16 protein-coding genes are annotated in these 20963 nt (G+C 67.3%); 9 read left to right on the top strand and 7 right to left on the bottom strand.

What is annotated here, in order from left to right:
* Positions 1 to 401: 401 nt before the first annotated feature.
* Entirely contained in the window at positions 402 to 1934 is a 1533-nt protein-coding gene (locus tag B1964_RS00540; RefSeq protein WP_172398706.1) for an ATP-dependent DNA ligase, read from the bottom strand.
* Positions 1934 to 3700, bottom strand: a complete 1767-nt coding sequence (locus B1964_RS00535; protein ID WP_079928402.1) for a SulP family inorganic anion transporter — start codon at positions 3698 to 3700, stop codon at positions 1934 to 1936. Before B1964_RS00535 ends, B1964_RS00540 begins: the two co-directional genes overlap by 1 nt.
* A gap of 287 nt (positions 3701 to 3987) precedes the next feature.
* Between B1964_RS00535 and B1964_RS00530 the strand changes: the two genes are divergently transcribed.
* Genes B1964_RS00530 through B1964_RS00490 form a run of 9 tightly spaced genes read left to right on the top strand, consistent with a single transcriptional unit; the run spans position 3988 to position 15649 of the window.
* Entirely contained in the window at positions 3988 to 5331 is a 1344-nt protein-coding gene (locus B1964_RS00530) for an aromatic ring-hydroxylating dioxygenase subunit alpha (RefSeq protein ID WP_079928401.1), read from the top strand.
* Positions 5331 to 6368, top strand: coding sequence for a hybrid-cluster NAD(P)-dependent oxidoreductase (locus B1964_RS00525; RefSeq protein WP_020172743.1), 1038 nt, complete (start codon positions 5331 to 5333; stop codon positions 6366 to 6368). The genes B1964_RS00530 and B1964_RS00525 overlap by 1 nt, the downstream gene beginning before the upstream one ends.
* 7 nt (positions 6369 to 6375) lie before the next feature.
* Positions 6376 to 7674: a sarcosine oxidase subunit beta family protein gene (locus tag B1964_RS00520; RefSeq protein ID WP_253193832.1), complete on the top strand. Its 1299-nt coding sequence runs from the start codon at positions 6376 to 6378 to the stop codon at positions 7672 to 7674.
* 53 nt (positions 7675 to 7727) lie between these two features.
* Positions 7728 to 8018 (top strand): sarcosine oxidase subunit delta, encoded by a 291-nt coding sequence (locus tag B1964_RS00515; RefSeq protein ID WP_079928399.1) that lies wholly within the window; start codon positions 7728 to 7730, stop codon positions 8016 to 8018.
* Complete coding sequence (locus B1964_RS00510) at positions 8015 to 10837, top strand: FAD-dependent oxidoreductase (protein ID WP_079928398.1); 2823 nt, start codon at positions 8015 to 8017, stop codon at positions 10835 to 10837. The genes B1964_RS00515 and B1964_RS00510 overlap by 4 nt, the downstream gene beginning before the upstream one ends.
* Complete coding sequence (locus tag B1964_RS00505) at positions 10830 to 11480, top strand: sarcosine oxidase subunit gamma family protein (RefSeq protein WP_079928397.1); 651 nt, start codon at positions 10830 to 10832, stop codon at positions 11478 to 11480. The genes B1964_RS00510 and B1964_RS00505 overlap by 8 nt, the downstream gene beginning before the upstream one ends.
* Positions 11473 to 12321 carry a formyltetrahydrofolate deformylase gene (gene purU, locus B1964_RS00500; RefSeq protein ID WP_079928396.1) on the top strand — a complete coding sequence of 283 codons (849 nt, stop codon included), beginning with the start codon at positions 11473 to 11475 and terminating at the stop codon, positions 12319 to 12321. Before B1964_RS00505 ends, purU begins: the two co-directional genes overlap by 8 nt.
* A 23-nt stretch (positions 12322 to 12344) precedes the next feature.
* Positions 12345 to 14798 (top strand): FAD-dependent oxidoreductase, encoded by a 2454-nt coding sequence (locus B1964_RS00495; protein WP_079928395.1) that lies wholly within the window; start codon positions 12345 to 12347, stop codon positions 14796 to 14798.
* Positions 14799 to 14857: 59 nt separating this feature from the next.
* Entirely contained in the window at positions 14858 to 15649 is a 792-nt protein-coding gene (locus tag B1964_RS00490) for an IclR family transcriptional regulator (protein ID WP_079928394.1), read from the top strand.
* Positions 15650 to 16028: 379 nt separating this feature from the next.
* On the opposite strand, the gene B1964_RS00485 is transcribed toward B1964_RS00490, so the two are convergent.
* From B1964_RS00485 to B1964_RS00465, 5 genes are all read right to left on the bottom strand, one after another.
* The gene (locus tag B1964_RS00485) at positions 16029 to 16469 is read right to left on the bottom strand and encodes a DoxX family protein (RefSeq protein WP_079928393.1); all 441 of its coding nucleotides are present in this window, start codon (positions 16467 to 16469) and stop codon (positions 16029 to 16031) included.
* A gap of 99 nt (positions 16470 to 16568) precedes the next feature.
* Complete coding sequence (locus tag B1964_RS00480; protein ID WP_085949117.1) at positions 16569 to 17198, bottom strand: MBL fold metallo-hydrolase; 630 nt, start codon at positions 17196 to 17198, stop codon at positions 16569 to 16571.
* Positions 17195 to 18286 carry an S-(hydroxymethyl)mycothiol dehydrogenase gene (locus B1964_RS00475; protein WP_006369072.1) on the bottom strand — a complete coding sequence of 364 codons (1092 nt, stop codon included), beginning with the start codon at positions 18284 to 18286 and terminating at the stop codon, positions 17195 to 17197. Before B1964_RS00475 ends, B1964_RS00480 begins: the two co-directional genes overlap by 4 nt.
* A gap of 171 nt (positions 18287 to 18457) precedes the next feature.
* Positions 18458 to 19705, bottom strand: a complete 1248-nt coding sequence (locus B1964_RS00470) for a LuxR C-terminal-related transcriptional regulator (RefSeq protein WP_079928392.1) — start codon at positions 19703 to 19705, stop codon at positions 18458 to 18460.
* Between the two features lie 73 nt (positions 19706 to 19778).
* The gene (locus B1964_RS00465) at positions 19779 to 20843 is read right to left on the bottom strand and encodes an NAD(P)-dependent alcohol dehydrogenase (protein WP_079928391.1); all 1065 of its coding nucleotides are present in this window, start codon (positions 20841 to 20843) and stop codon (positions 19779 to 19781) included.
* Positions 20844 to 20963: the final 120 nt, after the last annotated feature.

Here is a 20963-nt window from a genome sequence, read left to right as displayed (position 1 = left end):
TGGCGCTCCTCGGCACCTCGACCATCGGGATGGGAAGGGCTGGGCATTCCCGCACGGGGAGGCTTCGATCACCGGATGGACGGCTCCCCTCCCGATGGTCGAGGTGCGAGCCGCGTGCGGCAAGCCTCGAGACCAGCTGCGGCAGAGCTGGAACCGAACCACCGTGGCCCGGAATTACTTTGGCACAAGGGGTCTCGAGGCTCGTCGCTATCGCTCCTCGGCACCTCGACCAGCGGGAGGGAAAGCCATCAGGCGAGGAGGGCGTCAGCATCCGATCGTCAGGCGGGAAGGGCGCGAGCATCCGTCGACGACGAGTCGCCTCCCCTCCCGATGGTCGAGGTGCGAGCCGCGTGCGGCGAGCCTCGAGACCCATTGCACCAGAACCGGATTCGGCCCACGCCTCACCGCAAAAGCCCGCGCACCGCATCGATGGTGTCGGCGAGGTCGGCGGTCTTGTCGGGACGGTACCGCAGCACGCGGGCGAATCGGAGAGCCACTCCACCCGGGTACCGCGAACTGCGTTGTACACCATCGAGTTCGATCTCGACGACGATCTCGGGGCGCAGGTAGACCGTCCACGAATCGCGGTGGTCTTCGTGTTTCGGGAACTCCTCGGTCTGCCACTGGAGCAGTTTGTCGGTGAGTCCCTTGAAGGTCTTGCCGACCATCACCGGCGGACCCCCATCGGGATCACGCGCTCCCAGATGGATGTTCGAGAGGTATCCGGTCCTGCGCCCCGACCCCCATTCGGCGCCGAGGACGACGAGGTCGAGGGTGTGCACCGGCTTCACCTTCTGCCAGGCCTTACCTCGTCGACCGGCCGCGTACGGACCCGACAACGACTTCACCATGACCCCCTCGTGACCGGCGACCAAAGCCGCCTCGAGGGTATGCCGGGCCTGCTCGGGCGTCGGATTGCGTACCGATGTGATGCGCAGATGCGGCGCAAACGAATCCAGCGCGTCGAGCCGCTCGACGAGCGGACGGTCGATCAGATCCTCGCCGTCGAGATGGAGACAATCGAAGAAGAAGGGCCGCAACAACCGCGGACCGCTGTCGACCCCCGGGTCTTCCTCCACCATCGACCCGAACCGACTCATCGTCTCCTGGAACGGACGGGGCCGGCCGTCGTCGAACAGGGTCAGGGTCTCGCCGTCGAGGATCACCGATCGCAGCGGCAGCTCCCGCACTGCGGCGACGAGATCCGGTACCCGTGCCGTCACGTCGTTGAGGGTGCGGGTGAACACGGCCACCTCATCACCGTCGCGATGCACCTGGATGCGGGCTCCGTCGAGTTTGTGGTCGACGACGAGATCCGGTCCGAGGCTGGCCAACGCCGAGTCGAGATCCTCCGCGGGTGTCGCCAGCATCGGCGACACCGCCCGCCCCACCTGAAGACCGATGCCCTCCAAGACGGCACGGCCACCGTCGATCGCCGATGTCGCGGTCTCCGACAGTGATCCGGTGAGCATGTGCGCTCGACGGACCAGGGGCGCAGGTTGCTCGGACACGGCGATGATCGCCTCCACCATCACACCGGCGAGCGCGCCCTGCCGCAGTTCGCCGGTGAGCAACCGGAGCAAGAAATTCTGTTCGTCGGCGGTGGCGCGGCCGAAGAGGTTGCCCAGCAACTCCGCTCGGGCAGCCACCGACCCGGCTCCCGACGTCGTTGCCAACCGGGTGAAGGTGTCGTCGACCTCTGACACCGTCAGCAGCGACTCCTCGTCGGGGATGGGCGCCACATCGATTCCTCGCACGGTGCGCCAGCCGATTCCGAGGCGGCCCTGCGGAATCTCACCCGACAACCACGCCACCACAAGACCCACCTCGTCGGCGGCGGTGGCGAGGAGTTCGCGGAGCACAGCGGTTTTCGCGGTGCGTGAGCGGGTCGCCGCAACCGCGGCCGACGCCTGCACCACCGACGAGAAACGCATCATTGTCCCCGGGTTTCCGGTGGGAGGTCGAGCGCGGACGGATCGTAACCGGGCGGCGCGGACTCCGGATGCGCCTGCAGGTAGGCGCGCAGCGCATCCTCGAGTGAGGCGAAGATGTGGTCGGGATTCAACTCGGCGAGTATCCCATCGGTGCGCAGTGTCTGCTGCAACTCGGGATCGACACCGGCGACCGCGAAATGCGCACCGCGGGAATGGATATAGCCGATCAGATCGGTGAGTACCGTTGACGCCGAATAGTCGACGTCGGTCATCGCCGACGCGTCGAGCACCAGCCACCGCACCGGGTCCGGCGCCTGCTTGACCAGATGCATGACGTCGTCGGAGAAACGACCGGCGTTGGCGTAGAACAGCTCCGCGTCGTACCGGAACACGATCAGGCCCGGCAGCGACTGACTGCCCGGCGTCGCCGACTCGTACCGCGGCCGGCCGCCACCGCTGACGCCCAGCACGAAACGTTCGGGCCGGTATTGGCGTCGAACCAGTTCGAGCAGCGAGACCACCATGGACGCGACGATACCGACCTGCACACCGAACACGACGACGATGACCGCGGTGAGTACCGCGATACCGAACTCGACCCGCCGAACCCGCCAGATCCGCACGAACCCGTGGACGTCGATGAGACGCAGCGCGATCAGGAACACGATCGCCGCCAGCACCGCATGCGGCAGACGGGCCAGCACACCGGTGGCGAATACCACCACCAGCAACGCGATCACCGCCATCGTCAGATTCGCGACCTGGGTGCGGCCGCGTTGGTCGTCGAGGAGTTGCGTCTTGGTGGGACTGCCGTTGACGACGAAGGTGCCGGAGAAGCCCGCCACCAGATTGGCCCCCGACAGCCCCAGGACGTCACGGTTGATGTCGGCGTTCTGCCCGTGCCGCTGCGCGAAGCTGCGTGCGGTCGCAGCGCTCTGGGCGAGAATCACCAGCGCACAGCCGAATGCGACAGTGGTGGCCTTCGCGATCTCCCCCAATCCCATTCCTCCCGAGCCCATTCCGCCCGGCCATCCGAAGGACGGGAGGCCACCGTGGACCGACCCGACCACCGGAACGTGCGCGGACCATCCGAAGGCCGCGACGGCGACGATCGACCCGATGACCACCACGACGGCGGCCGGGAAACGGGGCATCAGGCGCCCGCCCGCCAGCAGCGCGACCAAGGTGACCGCGGCAAATCCGACCGCTCCCCAATTGATGTCGCCAAGATGGGTGAGGATCGCCCACCACCGCGACCAGATCGAGCCGTCGGTGCTCGACAGTCCCAGCATTGCGGGGACCTGGCCGGTCATGACGGTGACACCCGTGCCCGCGAGGAATCCGATGAGCACCGAGGTGGACAAGAAGTCGCCGAGGAATCCCAGGCGCAGCAACCGGGCCACCGCGAGCAGTCCACCGGTGACGATCGCGATCAGGCACGCCCACTGCAGCCACGCCTGCGAGTCCGGCACCAGCCCTGCCACACCGAGCCCGGCGATACCCGATGCCAGCAGCGCCGCGGTCGCCGAGTCCGCGCCGACGACCATCAGCCGGGACGAGCCGATCAGCGCGAACACGATCGTCGGCAGGATGATCGTGTACAGACCGGCAACCACCGGCACATGCGCGATGGCGCTGTAGCCCATCGATTCGGGGATCGCCACGGCCGCGAGGGTGCATCCCGCGACCAGGTCGGCCCGCAGCCACGAGCGCTGATAGCCCGCCAATGCCGGCGGTATCAGCCGCGTCAGCGCTCCCCGCTTCATCCCGCCAGGCTAGTGGTTTGCGCACCGAAATCGGTGGCATGCGCCCGGCACAACATTGCTCGAACCGACAAGTCGGACGGCCTCGGAAAAGGCCGTCTCCGATGCGGTTGACATCGTCTGCCATAGACCGCACACTTGTTGCATCACGTGCGCAGTGTTGCGCATAGTGCAACTACAGACGTTGATGCGGTAGCTGGGGTGGTTCGCGGAGCCCGCCCACCCGGCGCGCATATCCACATATCGATTCCCACGTGAAAATCACTGGCCAAGAGAGGCATTCATCTCCCATGACCGCAAACATGGTCGCGGGCGCCGCCGAGGCGGGAGCCGAATCCGACCGACTCGACCCGGCCGCCAGAGCGCTCCTCGACGAGCGCGTCGTCGGCGAGAGCCTGCCCGCCCCGTTCTACGTCGACCGGGAGTGGTTCGACCGCGACCTCGACGAGATCTTCGCCAAGCGGTGGATCTTCGTCGCCACCGAAGCCGAGATCGCCGAGCCCGGTGACTACCTCACGGTGAATCTCGGCCGCAGTTCGGTCATCATCGCCCGCGATGACGAGCAGGTCGTCCGTGCCCACCACAACGTCTGTCGGCACCGCGGCGCCCGGCTGCTCACCGACGACCACGGCAGCACCGGCACCATCGTCTGCGCCTACCATTCCTGGACCTACGGTATGGACGGCCGGCTGATGTTCGCCGACGCGCAGGCGCCCGGCTTCGACAAGAAGTGCTTCTCACTCCGGCCGGTCGCGCTCCGCACGATCGCCGGGCTGATCTTCATCTGCCTCGCCGACGAGCCGCCCGCCGACATCGACGAGGTCGCCGCGATCGTCACGCCCTACCTCGAACCCCACGGTCTCAGGAACGCCAAGGTCGCCAAACAGACCGATCTCATCGAGAACGGCAACTGGAAACTCACGATGGAGAACAACCGCGAGTGCTATCACTGCGGTGGGCATCCGGAACTGCTCAACGTGTTCTTCCCGATCTGGGGCTTCGCCGACTCCGACGCCATCCCCGAACGGCTCCGTCCCGCCACCGCCCGATATCGTCAGGCCACCGACGAGATGACCGACCTGTGGCGACGACGCGGACTGCCCTATGATCGGATCGTTCAACTCGACACGCGCACAACCGGTTTCCACATCGAGCGTGAGCCGATGGATCTTGCCGGCGAATCGTTCACCCTCGACGGCACCGTCGCCTGCACCCGCCCGCTCGCCGACGCCCTTCCCGATCGCCGACTCGGTCGCCTCTCGATGCACCTGCAACCCAACATGTGGCTGCACATCACCGGCGACCACGCCGTGCTCTTCTCGGCCATCCCGCTCGCCCCCGACCAAACCCTGGTCCGCACCACCTGGCTGGTCCACGCCGACGCCGTCGAAGGCGTCGACTACGACCTCGACCGGCTGACCGGCGTCTGGGAGATCACCAACCAGCAGGACGCCGACCTCGTCGCCCTCGCCCACCAGGGCATCGCCGCCCCCGCCTACCTTCCCGGCCCGTACGGCCCGTCCGAGGTCCAGGTCGAGGCCTTCATCAACTGGTACATCACCGCGTTGCGCACCACACTGGGCGTCACACATCAAGTGGCGCAACCGGTGTCACAGATTCCGGAGAGCGCCTGATGAGCGACGAACACCTTCTGGTCTGTGTCGAACGCACCCCGGCGACCCACGACATGACGACGTTCACCTTTCGCGCCGTCGAACCCCACACCTTCGTGTTCAACCCCGGACAGTTCCTCACCATCGGGGTCACCATCGACGGCCGCACCGTGCAACGCTGCTACAGCATCTCCTCACCGCCGACCCGCCCCGACACCCTGTCCATCTCGGTCAAACGCAAGACCGGCGGCCACGTGTCGAACTGGTTGCACGACAACATGACACCAGGCATGACGATGACCGCCAGCGGTCCCCTCGGCCGATTCAGCTACATGGGCAAAGGCGCCGAACGCTACCTGTTCATCTCCGCGGGTAGCGGGATCACCCCCATCATGTCGATGATCCGCGCCGCCACCGACGGCACCACGTCCGGGCCGTACCGCTCCGGCGAGCACACCGACATCGTATTCATCCACAGCGCCCGCACCCTCGAGGACATCCCATTCCGGGCCGAACTCGAACAACTCTCCGTCGCCCACCCCGGACTCGACGTGGCCTTCGCCCTCACCCGTGCACACCTCGACGACCCGTCGGCAACCGCTCCCCGGCGCCTCGACGCCGCCACCCTCCTACGCATGTGCCCCGACCTCGCCGACCGCGAGGTCTTCCTCTGCGGCCCCGGACAATTCCGCAGCGGCGTCCGGTCCGCGCTGATCGCATCCGGCGCCAGTCTCGCCCACATCCACGAGGAGAGCTTCGGTTTCGTCCTGCCCACGCCCACCGACGACGACGGCCCCGGCATCACCGTCGACTTCACCCGCCGCGCCCGCCGCGTCAACGTCACCGCGGGCAGCAGCATCCTCGCCGCCGCCGCGGCCGCCGGCGTCACCCTCCCCTCGACCTGCGGCGTCGGCCTGTGCGGCTCCTGCAAGGTCACCAAGGTCTCCGGCGACGTCGTCATGAACCATCAGGGCGGCATCCGCAACCGCGAGATCGAGCAGGGCAAGATCCTGCTCTGCTGCTCCGAACCCATCTCCCCCGTCGTCATCGATTTCTGAGGACACCATGACCCCCGACCCCGCTCGCTCCGCTCCCGGCGCCCAACCGACACGGCCCGCTCGCTCCGCTCCCGGCGCCGGCTCCACTCGGCCCGCTCGCTTGCCCGAGCACCCCGACTTCCTCTGGCACAACCCCGACCCCCAACCCACCTACGACGTCGTCATCGTCGGCGGCGGCGGGCACGGGCTCGCCACCGCCCACTATCTCGCGCGCAATCACGGCATCACCAATGTGGCCGTCCTCGAACGTGGTTGGCTCGCCGGTGGCAACATGGCCCGCAACACCACGCTCATCCGGTCCAACTACCTGTGGGATGAGAGCGCAGGCATCTACGAACACGCACTGAAACTCTGGGAGGGTCTCGAAGAGGAGCTCGGATATCCGATCCTGTTCAGTCAGCGGGGCGTTCTCAATCTCGCACACACCGAGCAGGACGTCCGCGACTCCGTTCGCCGGGTCGAGGCCAACCGGCTCAACGGAATCGACGCCGAATGGCTCGACCCCAAGCAGGTCGCCGAAATCTGCCCGATCGTCAACACCTCCGCCGACATCCGATACCCGGTCATGGGGGCGACCTTCCAGCCGCGCGGTGGGATCGCCAAACATGACTGGGTCGCTTGGGGATTCGCGCGGAGCGCCAGTACCGCAGGCATCGACATCATCCAGAACTGCGAGGTCACCGGGTTCGAGACCACCGACGGCAAGGTGACCGCGGTCAACACCTCACGCGGGCGCATCGGGGCGGGCACCGTCGCCCTGTGCGCCGCCGGGCACACCTCCACTCTCACCGATCAACTGGGCTTCGGCTTGCCGCTGCAATCCCATCCGCTGCAGGCCCTCGTCTCCGAGCTCCTCGAACCCGTCCATCCGACCGTCGTCATGTCGAATGCGGTGCACGTCTACGTCTCCCAGGCTCACAAGGGAGAACTCGTGATGGGTGCGGGCGTCGACTCCTACAACGGCTACGGCCAACGCGGCGCGTTCCACATCATCGAACGACAGATGGCCGCCGCCGTCGAGCTGTTCCCGATCTTCGCCCGCGCCCGGCTGCTCCGGACCTGGGGCGGCATCGTCGACGTCACCCCCGACGCCTCCCCCATCCTCGGCGCCACCCCTTTCGACAACCTCTTCGTCAATTGTGGTTGGGGCACCGGCGGATTCAAGGCGACACCAGCCGTCGGCTGGTGCCTGGCCCACACCATCGCGACCGGCGCTCCCCACCCGATCAACGCCCCGTTCACCATTGACCGGTTCACCACCGGTCGACTCATCGACGAGCACGGCGCGGCCGCCGTGGCGCACTAGTCCACCGGCGCACCAGCGCAGACCATCGACTCCACACAAGCCCGGAGAACCCCATGCAACTGATTCCCTGCCCGCACTGCGGGCCGCGCGAGGAGACCGAGTTCCATTACGGCGCCGCCGCGGGCGTCGAGTATCCCGCGCAGCCGCAGACCCTCGACGACGACGAGTGGGCCGACTATCTGTTCTTCCGTCCGAACCCGAAAGGCGCTCTCGCCGAACGCTGGTGCCACAGCGCCGGCTGCCGAAGGTGGTTCACCATCACCCGCGACACCTTGACCTACCGGTTCACCGGCACGCCGGTCGCCGCCCCGGTGTCGACCTCAGCTCCCGGGCCACGCCGATGACCCACTCACTCACCGATCTCCGCACCCCCGCCGGCGGCCGCATCGACCGCACCCGGCCCATCGACTTCGTCTTCGACGGCGTCACCTACACCGGCTATGCCGGCGACACCCTCGCCTCGGCACTGCTGGCCAACGGCGTCCGCACCATCACCAGCAGCGTCAATCTCGGTCGCATCCGCGGGATCACCGGCTCGTGGTCGGAGGACGCCACCGCACAGGTCGGGATCGACGCCCCCTACAGCGAACCGATGGTGCCGGCCACCATGATCGAACTCTGTGCCGGGCTTGTCGCGCACGGCGTCCCCGGATGGGGCAAGCTGTCCGCCGACATCGACACCGCCCGTTACGATTCGCTGCATCACCATCCCGACGTGCTCGTCGTCGGGGCCGGTGCCGCCGGTCTGATGGCGGCGGTGATGGCCGCCCGCGCCGGCGTACGGGTCGTGCTCGTCGACGAACGCCCCGAACCCGGCGGCGCCACCCCCGACGCACCGTGGGTCGCCGACGCGGTCGCCGAGTTCGACGCGCACCCGCACACCACCCGCCTCGTCCGCACCACCGCATTCGGCGGCTACGACGACGGGTTCGTGCTGGCGGTGGAACGCCGCACGGATCATCTCGGCGAGTCATCTCTCGGGGCACCGACGCGGACCTCTCGGCAACGCGTGCATCGCATCCGCGCGAAGCGGATCGTCGTCGCAGCCGGTGCGCACGAGCGTCCGATCGTGTTCGGCACCAACGACCTTCCCGGCGTGATGCTCGCCGGGGCCGCCGCCGACTACCTCAACCGGTACGGGGTCCTCGTCGGCCGAGAAGCCGTGGTGTTCACCGCCGGTGACTCCGCGTACACCGACGCCTTCGCCCTCGCCGAGTCGGGTGTGCACATCGCGTCCCTCGTCGACGTTCGGCCGCACGTGTCGTCGGATCTGCTTGAGCGTGCCACACATCTCGGTATCGACGTCCGCACCTCCAACGCGGTGGTGCGCGCCATCGGTGACAAGTCCGTCGAGGCCGTGGAGTTGCTCGACGGCACCATCATTGGCTGCGACACCGTACTGGTGTCGGGTGGTTGGAACCCGGCGGCGCACCTGTGGAGTCAGCTGCGGGGCGCCATCGCCTTCGATGCCGACGCCGCCGCCTTCCTGCCCACCGGCACCCTGCCGAATGCCGATATCGCGGGTGCCGCAGCGGGACTGCTCACCACCGGCTCCTGTCTGACCGACGGCAGACGCGCCGGCCTCACCGCGCTGCGTGCCCTCGGCGCGGTGTTGCCCGAGTACCGCGGTGTACCCCGCACCGCCGACCGCACCCCGGCCGCGACGGCCGTGTACTGGCATGTGCCGCAGTCGGAGCCGACGTTGTCCTTCGTGGACCTGCAGCGCGACGCGACCGTCGCCGACGTCGAGCGAGCGGTCGGCGCGGGTATGCGGTCGGTGGAACATGTCAAGCGCTACACCACCATCGGCACCGGCCACGATCAGGGCAAGACGTCGGGGATCGTCGCCTCCGGCATCGTCGCCGAACTCCTCGGGGTCGACGTCTCCGACGCCGGCACCACCACCTTCCGTCCGCCCTACACGCCGGTCTCGTTCGCCGCGCTGGCCGGACGCAACCGCGGCGACCTCTACGATCCGATCCGCCGGACCCCGTTACACGAGTGGCACATCGAGCGCGGTGCGATCTTCGAGGACGTCGGGCAGTGGAAGCGTCCGCGGTTCTACCCGCGCGGCGGCGAGGACATGGAATCGGCGGTGCTGCGCGAATGTGGTGCCGTCCGTTCGGGAGTCGGCATCCTCGACGGATCCACGCTCGGGGTCATCGATGTGGCCGGCCCGGACGCACCGGTCTTCCTCGATCTGCTCTACACCAACCTGATGAGCACCCTGAAGGTCGGCAAGGTGCGCTATGGCGTCATGTGCGGGCCCGACGGGATGGTCCTCGACGACGGCACGGTGATGCGGATCGCCGAGGACCGCTACACCGTCTACACCACCACCGGCAACGCCGCGACGATCCTGGACTGGATGGAGGAGTGGCATCAGACCGAGTGGCCGCATCTGCAGGTGTTCACGACGTCGCTGACCGACCATGTCGCCACGTTCCCGGTGGTCGGGCCGCACTCGCGTGAGGTCGTCGGCGCGGTGTTCCCCGACCTCGACGTCACCAATGAGGCGTTCGGCTTCATGGACTGGCGCGACACGACTTTCGGCGGGGTCCCGGTGCGGCTGGGCCGGGTGAGTTTCTCCGGTGAGCTCGCCTACGAGGTCAATGTGGCCGCCGAGTACGCCGAAACCCTGTGGCGTGCACTGATCGACGCGGGCTCACCGTATGGCATCACCCCGTACGGCACGGAGACGATGCACGTGCTGCGCGCCGAGAAGGGGTACCCGATCATCGGGCAGGACACCGACGGCACCGTCACCCCGCATGATCTCGGGATGAGCTGGGTGGTGTCGAAGAAGAAGGTCGACTTCCTCGGCAAACGCTCCTTCGACCGGCCGTCGAATCAGGACCCGAACCGCAAGCACCTGGTGGGATTGCTGCCCACCGACAGTGCCACGAAGCTCCCGGAGGGTTCGCAGATCATCGCCCACCGCGCCGACCGCACGCTGCCGGCACCGCCGGTCGCGATGCTCGGGCATGTCACCTCGAGTTACCGCAGTGCCGAACTCGGTCGGCCGTTCGCCCTCGCCCTGGTCAAGGGTGGACGCGAGCGGATCGGCGCCCTCCTCGATGTGCCAATCGGTGATCGATTGGTCGAAGTCGAGGTCACCACAACGGTTTTCGTCGATCTGGAAGGAGCTCGTCGTGATGGTTGAGCACACCTGTACCTCTCGGTCGCCCCTGCACGGCTGGGCGAGCGCCTTCGCCGCCCTGGCCCCTGCGGTGCAGGTGTGCGAGTCACCTGTCGCGCAGGTGGTGGTCCGGACCACCGACGCGAACGCGATCGCGCGTCTGGATCTGCCGGCGGCCTGCCACGTCCGTCGCGGCGGTGCGGATGGCGACGGTGATGACGGTGACCGGGGCGAGGTGGCGATCTGGCTGGGCCCCGACGAATGGCTGCTGTACCGGCCCGGGATCCCCGGCCACGAGTACCTCGCCGAGGTCACCGGGCGACTCGGCGACGCCCAACCCGGCACCTTTCTGATGGATGCCAGCGGGCAGCGCACCCGCCTGCTCCTGGCGGGTGAGCACGCGCGCACCGTCCTCGCACACGGCTGCGCGATCGACCTCGCACCGGAATCGTTCGGCCCGGACGAAGCCGCGCAGACCCTGCTCGCGCAGACCGGGGTCATCCTGCATCGCTCCGGCGACGACCCGGCGTCGGGATTCGCTCTGCTGGTGCGTTCCTCCTTCGCCGACTACCTCGCCCACTGGCTGCTCGACGCGGCAGCGGAGTATTGCCACACCGACGCGGCAGCGGAGTATTGCACCAGCACAGAAGGACCCGGCCATGTCTGACACGTTCATCCTCACCCTGCGTTGTCCGTCGCGCAGCGGCATCATGCATGCCGTCTCGTCATTTCTCTACAGCCACGGATGCGAGGTGGCCGATCACCGGCAGTTCGACGACCCGCTCACCCACACGTTGTTCGTGCGCACGGAGTTCGTGTGCGCGCGCGAGGCCGGCGCCGAGGAGATGACCCGCGCCTTCGAGTATCTCGCGGCCGGTATCGACGCCGAGTTCACGATCACCGATCAAGCGCCGCAACGCATTCTGGTGATGGTCTCGACGCTCGGTCATTGTCTCAACGATCTCGTGTTCCGTTGGCGCTCGGGCACTCTCGGCGGCGACCTGGTCGCGGTGGTGTCCAACCATACGGCTCTCGAGCCGATGGCGGTCTCGGCCGGGTTGCCGTTCCATCACGTGCCGGTCACCCCGGATACCAAGGCGCAGGCCGAATCCCGACTGCTCGGACTCGTCGACGAGTACGACGCCGATCTCGTGGTACTGGCCCGGTACATGCAGATCCTCTCCGACGAGACGTGTACTGCGTTGCGTGGCAGGGCGATCAACATCCACCACTCGTTCTTGCCCGGCTTCAAGGGCGCCAAGCCCTATCACCAAGCCCACCAGCGGGGCGTCAAGTACGTCGGCGCCACCGCGCACTACGTGACCCCCGACCTCGACGAGGGACCGATCATCGAGCAGGAGGTGATCCGCATCGACCACACCCACGACCCGCGCCGTCTGGCGACCGTCGGCAGCGATGCCGAGGCACTCGCCCTCTCGCGAGCGGTGCGCTGGCACAGCGAGAATCGCGTTCTGATGAACGGCACCAGCACCGTCGTCTTCAGCTGACCCCGACCCGAAAGAACCCTCCCATGAGCACACCGAAAGTCGTGATCGTCGGCGCCGGGATCGTCGGCACCTCGCTGGCCGACGAATTGACCGGGCGCGGCTGGACCGACGTCACCGTCGTCGACCGCGGTCCCCTGTTCGCCACCGGCGGATCGACATCGCACGCACCGGGACTGGTCTTCGCGACCAACCCGTCGAAGACGATGACCGAGTTGGCGTCCTACACGTGTGAGAAGTTCTCCGCGCTGACCCATCCCGACGGATGGTGCTTCAATCACGTCGGCGGACTCGAGGTGGCGACCACCGACGTGCGGTGGGGTGATCTGCACCGCAAGGCCGGGTGGGCCGCATCCCGCGGCGTCGACCACGAGTTGCTCACCCCCGCAGAATGTGTCGCGAAGTATCCTTTGCTCGACCCCGACCTGATCCTCGGTGGGCTGTACACGCCGCGCGACGGACTCGCCAAGGCGTTGCGCGCGGTGGAGGCTCAGGCCGCTCGCGCCACCGAGCGGGGCGCACGGTTCGTGGGCCATCAGGAGGTCGTCGATGTCATCGAGTCCAATGGTTCTGTTCGGGGCGTGCGCACCACCACCGGAACCTTTGACGCCGACATCGTCGTGTGCTGCACCGGATTCTGGGGCCGGGAGTTCGGCCGGCGGGTAGGCCTGACGATCCCGTTGGTGCCGATGGCCCACCAGTACGCCTACACCACTCCGCTGGCTTCGCGGAAGGGCGTCAATTCGGCTGTCGCCGAGGCGTCGCTGCCGATCCTGCGTCACCAGGATCAGGATCTCTACTACCGCGAGCACGGTGACCGGCTGGGTATCGGCTACTACGGTCACCGGCCGATGCCGACCGATGTCTCCGCCCTCGACCACGAGTCGACGATCTCCCTCGAGGAGATGCCGTCGAAGGTGACGTTCACCCCCGACGATTTCGCGCAGGCGTGGGAGCAGAGCACGCGATTACTCCCCGAGCTGGCCGGCGGCAAGGTGGAGGAGGGCTTCAACGGGATCTTCTCGTTCACCCCCGACGGCCATTCGGTGGTCGGCGAACACCGTGAACTGCACGGCTTCTGGGTGGCCGAGGCCGTGTGGGTGACCCACTCCGCGGGCATCGCACGCACGGTCGCCGAGTCGATGATCGACGGTGCCGCCTCCGTCGACACCCATGAGTTCGATCTGTACCGGTTCGAGGAGGCCGGGCTGACCGACGACGCGATCCTCGCCACGAGCTCACAGTCTTTCGTCGAGGTCTACGACGTCATCCACCCGCACGATCAGCGCACGGCGCCGCGGCAGGTGCGGACCAGCCCGTTCTACGACCGTCAGGTCGCGCTCGGCGCAGAGTTCTGGGAGGCCGGTTTCTGGGAGCGGCCCGCATGGTTCGAGGCCAACCAGGGCCTGCTCGACGAGCTCGTCGCCGGCGGATTCGTTATACCGGAACGGGATTCGTGGTCGGCGCGGCACTGGTCGCCGATCTCCGTCGCCGAAGCCACCCACACCCGCAGCCACGTCGCCCTGTACGACATGACCCCGCTCACCCGCTACGAACTGTCCGGGCCGAGGGCCCTCGATCTGTTGCAACAGCTGACCACCAACAATCTCGACAAGTCGGTAGGATCGGTGACCTACACCCTCATGCTCGACGAGAAGGGCGGTGTGCGTTCGGATCTGACGGTCGCCCGGCTCTCCGACGACGTCTTCCAGGTCGGCGCCAACGGTCCCGTCGACTTCGACTGGATCGCCCGACCCCTGCCCACCGACGGCGTGACGCTGCGTGACATCACCGGCGCCACCTGCTGTCTGGGTCTCTGGGGGCCATCGGCGCGGGAGGTGCTGGCGCCACTGACACCCACCGACCTCACCAACGAGGGGCTCAAGTACTTCCGGTGCGTGCAGACGACGATCGGGCCGATTCCGGTCACGCTGATGCGGGTGTCCTACGTCGGCGAACTCGGTTGGGAGATCTACACCGGCGCCGAGTACGGGCGTGGCCTGTGGGATCTGTTGATGACCGCCGGGCACGAGCACCGGATCATCTCCGCGGGCCGAATAGCGTTCAACGCGTTGCGGATCGAGAAGGGTTACCGGTCGGCCGGCACCGACATGACCACCGAGCACACACCCGATGCCGCCGGCCTGGGCTTCGCGGTGCGCATGAGCAAGGACGACTTCGTGGGCAAGAGCGCACTGGCCGAACGCGTCTCGACGACTCGCCTGCGGACCCTGCGATTCACCGATCCCGCGGCCGTCGTCCTCGGCAAGGAGCCGGTGTCGGTGGGCGGTGCGGTCGTCGGCTACATCACCAGCGCGGGCTGGTCGCCGACCCAGCGGACCTGCCTGGCATACGCGTGGCTGCCCGCCGACCTCGAGGATGGCGTCGAGGTGTCCGTCGCGTATCAACGCACCACCTATCGAGCGGTACTCGGCCCCGACGTCTCCGTCGATCCCGCGATGTCGCGCATCCGGAAGTAAACCCTGTGACCTCGGTGTTCGATCCCCCGCTGGGGTGGTCGGCTAGAGTTGGTCGGGTCATGCCCACCAAGGAGAGCAACCCGTCCGAGAACCCCGGCTCCGGCGCCGTCCAGTCGGTCGACCGGGCCCTGCAAATCCTCGAGCTCATCGGGCAACACGGCGCGGCCGGCGTCACCGAGCTCGCCGCCGAACTCGGCGTGCACAAGTCGACGGTCTCGCGTGTCATCGGATCGCTGGAGGCACGCGGCTTCGTCGAGCAGGAGCCCGGCGGACGCAAGTACCGAATCGGTTTCACGGTGGTGCGTCTGGCCAGTTCGACCAGCGCCACACTCGACCTGTCCAAACAGGGGCAGGAGATCTGCGAGATGCTTGCCGCAGAACTCGGTGAGACCGCCAACATCGCCGTACTCGGCGGTACCCAGGCGGTCAACATCGTTGAGGCACAAGGTACCTCGAGCGTCGCTCTGCACACCTGGATCGGTCAGACCTCCCCGGCGCATGCCACATCGTCGGGCAAGGCCCTGCTCGCCGCGCTATCCGACGACGAGGTGCGCGCCACCTTCGTCGCCGGACTGCCCGGCTACACCGACCACACCATCACCGAGATCGATGCCCTGCTTGCCGATCTCGCCCGTATCCGCGACCGCGGGTGGGCGATCGCCGAGGAAGAACTGGAACTCGGGCTCGTGGCGGTCGCGGCACCCATTCGGGATCACAGCGGCGCCGTGATCGGCGCGTTGAGCGTGTCGGGACCGAGATACCGCCTCGATCCCGACGACGCCCCCGCCCTCGCTGCCACCGTGCAGCGTGCAGCCGCAGAACTCAACTCACGCTTCGGTTTCCGCGGCTGACGCCGGTGGTCGGTGGGACCGGATTCCCATCGGTGCGGCGGGTCTCGAGGCTCGGCGCCTGGGGCGCCGAGCACCTCGACCATCGGGGGGAAATCGGGTTCGCCAACCCCAACCGATCTACGGCGACTTCCCCGAACGCATCCGACCTACCGACTGCGACTTTGATCGCTGGTCGAGGTGCGAGCCGCGTGCTGCGAGCCTCGAGACCACCTGCGCCGCAGCTGGTTCCGATCGCCCGACAAAACGCCGGCTCGGCCACCCGGGGATGGCCTCACCCACACGCGAGCAACACCCCATTCGCCGGTCGAGGTGTGAGCCGCGTGCGGCGATCCTCGAGACCCCCTGCGCCGCAGCTGATTCCGGTCGCCGGGCAACTGCCTCAGGCCGGCTCGGCCACTCCTGCCTCGCCCGACGCAGAACCCTTGCGCGACAACACCGATCCCAGTGCGAGCTGGCCGGCGCCGACGAAGACGAGCAGCAGCAATGCCCAGCAGAACAGCGCTGCCGAGTCGCCCTCGTTCTGGATGGGCAGCAGACCGTCGCCCTGATGCTTCCAGAAGTAGGCGACGGCCATCGATCCCGATCCGATGAGCGCCGCGACGCGGGTACCCACGCCGAGCATGATCAGCAGCCCGCCGACGAACTGGATGGCCGCAGCCCACCACGAGGGCCAGGCACCGAAGTCCGCGGTCTGACCGCTGTACGGCGGCACCGGCCACGCGAACAGCGTGGACGTGCCGTGGCAGAAGAACAGGAAGCCGACGACGATTCGGAAGACCCCGATCGCCCACGGGGAGAGTCTCTCAAGTGAGGTTAGCATTGCCTAATAGTGACAGTGTTTGCGCATGCAACCAATAATCTGGCAAGCAACTGTGAGCCACTCCATAGATCGTGATCATCCGGCCCGCAGGCCCCGACCTCAGCTGCCGCGCTTGATCCATTCCTCCAGATGCGGCGCCTCGGCGGCAACGGTGGTGCCGTCGCCGTGACCTGTGTAGACCTTGGTCTCCGGGTCGAGGGTGAAGATCTTGGTCCTGATGGACTCGATGATCGTCGGGAAGCTCGAGAACGAGCGCCCGGTCGCGCCGGGCCCGCCCTGGAACAGGGTGTCACCGCTGAACAGCACGCCGGCCTCGGGCGCGTAGATCACCGATGAGCCCGGCGAATGCCCCGGGGTGTTGATGATCGTCAGCGCGGTGCCCGCGACCTCGATCTCCTGCCCGTCGGCGAGATCGCCGTGGCCGACGTCGGGATGGGTGTCGTTCCACAGCATGTCGTCGCCGGGATGCAGCAGGATCGGTGCACCCGTCTCCTTCGACAACTCCGGTGCGACGGTGATGTGGTCGTTGTGCCCGTGGGTCAACAGGATCGCCTTGACGGTGCGTCCGCCGACCGCGTCGAGGATCGGCGCAGCCTTGTGCGCCGCGTCGATGATGACGACCTCACTGTCGTCACCCACGATCCAGATGTTGTTGTCGACGTCCCAGGTACCCCCGTCGAGGCTGAAAGTGCCTGAGGTGACCACGTTCTCGATCTGCAGGGGCATCAGAGTTCCACCACCGAACGCAGCACCTTGCCGGCCTCCATCGCCGAGAACGCGTCCTCGACGTCGCCGAGGCCGACACGTTCGGTGACGAACTTCTCCAGCGGGAGACGCCCCTGTTCGTAGAGGTCGATGAGCATCGGGAAGTCCCGCTCGGGTAGGCAATCGCCGTACCAGGAGGACTTCAATGCGCCACCGCGAGAGAAGAAGTCGACCAGCGGGAGCTCGAGGGTCATCTCCGGGGTCGGCACGCCGACGAGCACCACGGTGCCGGCGAGGTCACGGGCGTAGAAGGCCTGCTTGTAGGTTTCGGGTCGGCCGACGGCGTCGACGATGACGTCCACCCCGTTGCCATCGGTGAGATCCTGCACGGCGGTGATCACGTCGTCGACCTCGGCACCGTTGATGGTGTGGGTGGCACCGAGATCGGTGGCCCACTCCAGCTTTGCCGGGTCGCGGTCGATCGCGATGATGGTCGTGGCACCGGCCAGCCGCGCGCCGGCGATGGCGGCGTCACCGACACCACCGCAGCCGATGACGGCCACCGAATCCCCGCGACCCACGTTGCCGGTGTTCATGGCCGCACCCAGACCGGCCATCACACCGCAGCCGAGTAGTCCGGCCACTGCCGGGTCGGTCTCGGGATTGACCTTGGTGCACTGCAATTCGTGGATGAGGGTCTTCTCGATGAACGCGCCGATGCCCAGGGCAGGGGTGAGCTCGGTGCCGTCGGTCAGCGTCATCGACTTCGACGCGTTGAAGGTGTTGAAGCAATACCACGGACGGCCCCGCTTGCAGGCGCGGCACTCACCGCACACCGCACGCCAGTTGAGGACGACGAAGTCGCCGACCTCGACGTGACTGACGTCGGACCCGACGGTCTCGACGATGCCCGCCGCCTCGTGCCCGAGCAGGAATGGGTACTCGTCGTTGATCCCGCCCTGCTTGTAGGCGAGGTCGGTGTGGCAGACACCGCATGCCTGGATCTTCACGATCACATCGCGGGGCCCGGGGTCGGGGACCACCACATCGACGAGCTCCGTCGGAGCACCCTTGCTCCGCGAGATGACTCCCTTGACCGTCTGCTCCGACATATCCGCTTCTCGATCCTCTCGATACGACTCTGGTTGGGGACAACGCTGGACTGCGCCATGCAGTCGTAGTAGTCCCGTCCCAGTCTTGTGGCGTCGACGAACACATGCATCCGCCCGAATGGATGGTTCTACCTAGACGAAAGTACAGCCGCACTCGACCGCAAAGGACGATCAGTCGGCCGTGATGCCCGCCCGAGCCGCGAGCAGACCGGCTTCCCCGCGGTTGGAGACCTGCAGTTTCTGCAGGATCGAGGTGACGTGGAATTTGATCGTGGACTCGCTGACACCGAGATCGGTGGCGATCGACTTGTTGCGCCGGCCGAGGGCCAGGTGACCCAGCACCTCGACCTCCCGCGGATTGAGCGACGACAGCAAATCCTCCCCGGGTCGCGCGTCGGGAGTCTGCAGCGGGATGTGCGCCGACACCCGACTGCCCCACCCGGGGATCGTCTCGACCTCGAGGCGCCCGTCGAGCGCCTGCAGCCGGCCGGCCAGCTGGCGCCGCAACGCGTCGCCGTCGAGCTCGCCGCTGCCCTGGTCACGGACGTCGACGACGAGATCGTCGCCCTGCGCATCCCAGGAGATCCGCACCCGCACGAGGTGCGCCTGGGCGACGACCGCCACCGCAACGGCGCGAACGATCGCCCGCGCGGCATGCGCGATCTCCCCGGGCAGCGACCGGCCGTCGGCGGTCGGTCCACCGAAGTCCACCTCGGCGTCGACGTGCCTCAGCACCGGTTCGAGTTCGGCCCGCAACCGGGAGAATGCGGTGCCCAGCGCCTCGGTCGCCAGCTTGTGGTCGGCGTCGCCGACCGTGCGCAATGCGATCAGCGCCGACGACGCGGTGTCGGCGGCCCGGGTGCGGGCTGTCCGATCGTCGAGGTCGCGGGCACGCAGCGTCGTCAGGATCGCCGCGAGGGTGTCCTCGTGGGTCTCGGTCAGCTGGGTGATGGTGCGCGCCCGCTCACTCGACGCCGCCCGCGACTCGGCGAGATAATCCGGGCTGGCCTGGGCGACCTGCTGGCGGATCGAGACCGCGACGATCGCAAACCAGGCGCGCAACAACTTCGGCGACCCCGACAACGCCCGCTTGGGCACCAGGACAAGCAGCGTGTCGGTCTCGTCGCGCACCACCCGCACCCGACGTGACGCGCCCCCGACCACCGCGTCACGCTCGATCACCTCACCGACGACCGTCTCGTCCTTGATCGCATCGAGTTCGGCGATGGTGACCCGGTCGACGATCGCCGGGTCGCCGGCGACCTTGCGGGGCCGTCCGGTGCACTCGCGGGTGAAGATGACCAGAGCATCGTGCGGACACTGCGACGTCAGGAACCGGGAGAACCGGATCGCGATCTCCGGCAGCGGTCCGTCGATGACGGTGCTCAGTCGTTGCCAGCCGTCGGGGTCGCTCGTCACGTTCCCATTCTGGCTGACCGCGGTGGGGTGACAACGACCGCGCGCCGGCTTCTTCCGTACCCGGATGCCCCGGTCAGAAGGTGATCAGCGGTTTGACGATGTTGTCGCGCTTCTCGGCCATCATGACGAATGCCTCCTCGACGTCGTCGAAGCCGAAGCGATGGGTCGTCATCACCGTCGGGTCGACCTTGCCGGTCGTCATCAGGGTGAACAGCCGCGACATCCGGTCACTACCACCGGTACACAATCCGGTCCGAATGGTCTTGTCTCCCATGCCCAGTCCCCACGCCGTCAGATCCAGTGGCAGCGGCGCCGGGTTCTCGCCGTGATAGCCGATGTTCGACAACGTGCCACCGGCTTTGAGGCAGGCCAACGCGGCCTCGAAGGTCTGCGGGAAGCCGAGCGCCTCGATCGAGGCGTCCACGCCGACGCCACCGGTGAGGTCCATGATCTGCGCGACAGGATCACCGTCGGTGAAGTCGACGATGTCGTCGGCGCCGAAACGCTGTGCCAGAGCGATGCGTTCGGGGCGCGACTCGACGGCGATGATCCGCCCCGCACCCCGCAGTTTTGCCCCGATGGTGGCGCACAATCCGACCGCACCCTGCGCGAAGATCGCCACGGTGTCCCCGATCTCGATCTGCGCGTGCTCGGCCCCCATCAGTCCGGTGCTGAGCATGTCGCAGGCGTACACCGCGGCGTCATCGCTCAACTCGTCCGGGATCGGGGCGAGATTTCCTTGCGCCGCCGGCACCAGGAAGTACTCGGCCATGTTGCCGTCGACCTGCGCGGTGTACTTGTAGCCGCCGAGGAGCCCACCGCATTGGCTGGTGAAACCCCGCTGACAGTACGAACATTCAAAGCACGGCGTCACCGCATTCACCGCGACGCGCTGGCCCTCGGTGAAACCGGTGACCGCGGAGCCGAGTGCGGCGATCACACCGACCGACTCGTGTCCGAGGGTGCGCCCGTTCTCGACGGGCAGCGCACCCTTGACGGTGTGCACATCCGAGGTGCAGATCAGTGCGGCGGTGGTCTTCACCAGGGCTTCGTTGGGGCCCGGTGTGGGTATGGGCTTCTCGACGATCGCGGTCTTGCCGATCTCGAGCATCGTGAAGGTCTTCATCAAGGCGGACATGTGGCTCATCCTTTGGTTTCGGGAAAAGAGAGTGGTTTCGGAAAGCGAAGAAGGTGTGGCAGTGCCCGGATGCGGGCAAGAGTGATCAGCCCGCCATGCCGGGGGGCGGCATGGCGGGGC

Origin of the sequence: Gordonia sp. i37, assembly GCF_002043085.1 — a bacterium.
In the GTDB taxonomy this organism is placed as follows: Bacteria; Actinomycetota; Actinomycetes; order Mycobacteriales; family Mycobacteriaceae; genus Gordonia; species Gordonia polyisoprenivorans.
The sequence above is the reverse complement of the archived record's forward strand: the minus strand, read 5'-3'. Positions and strand labels throughout refer to the sequence as shown.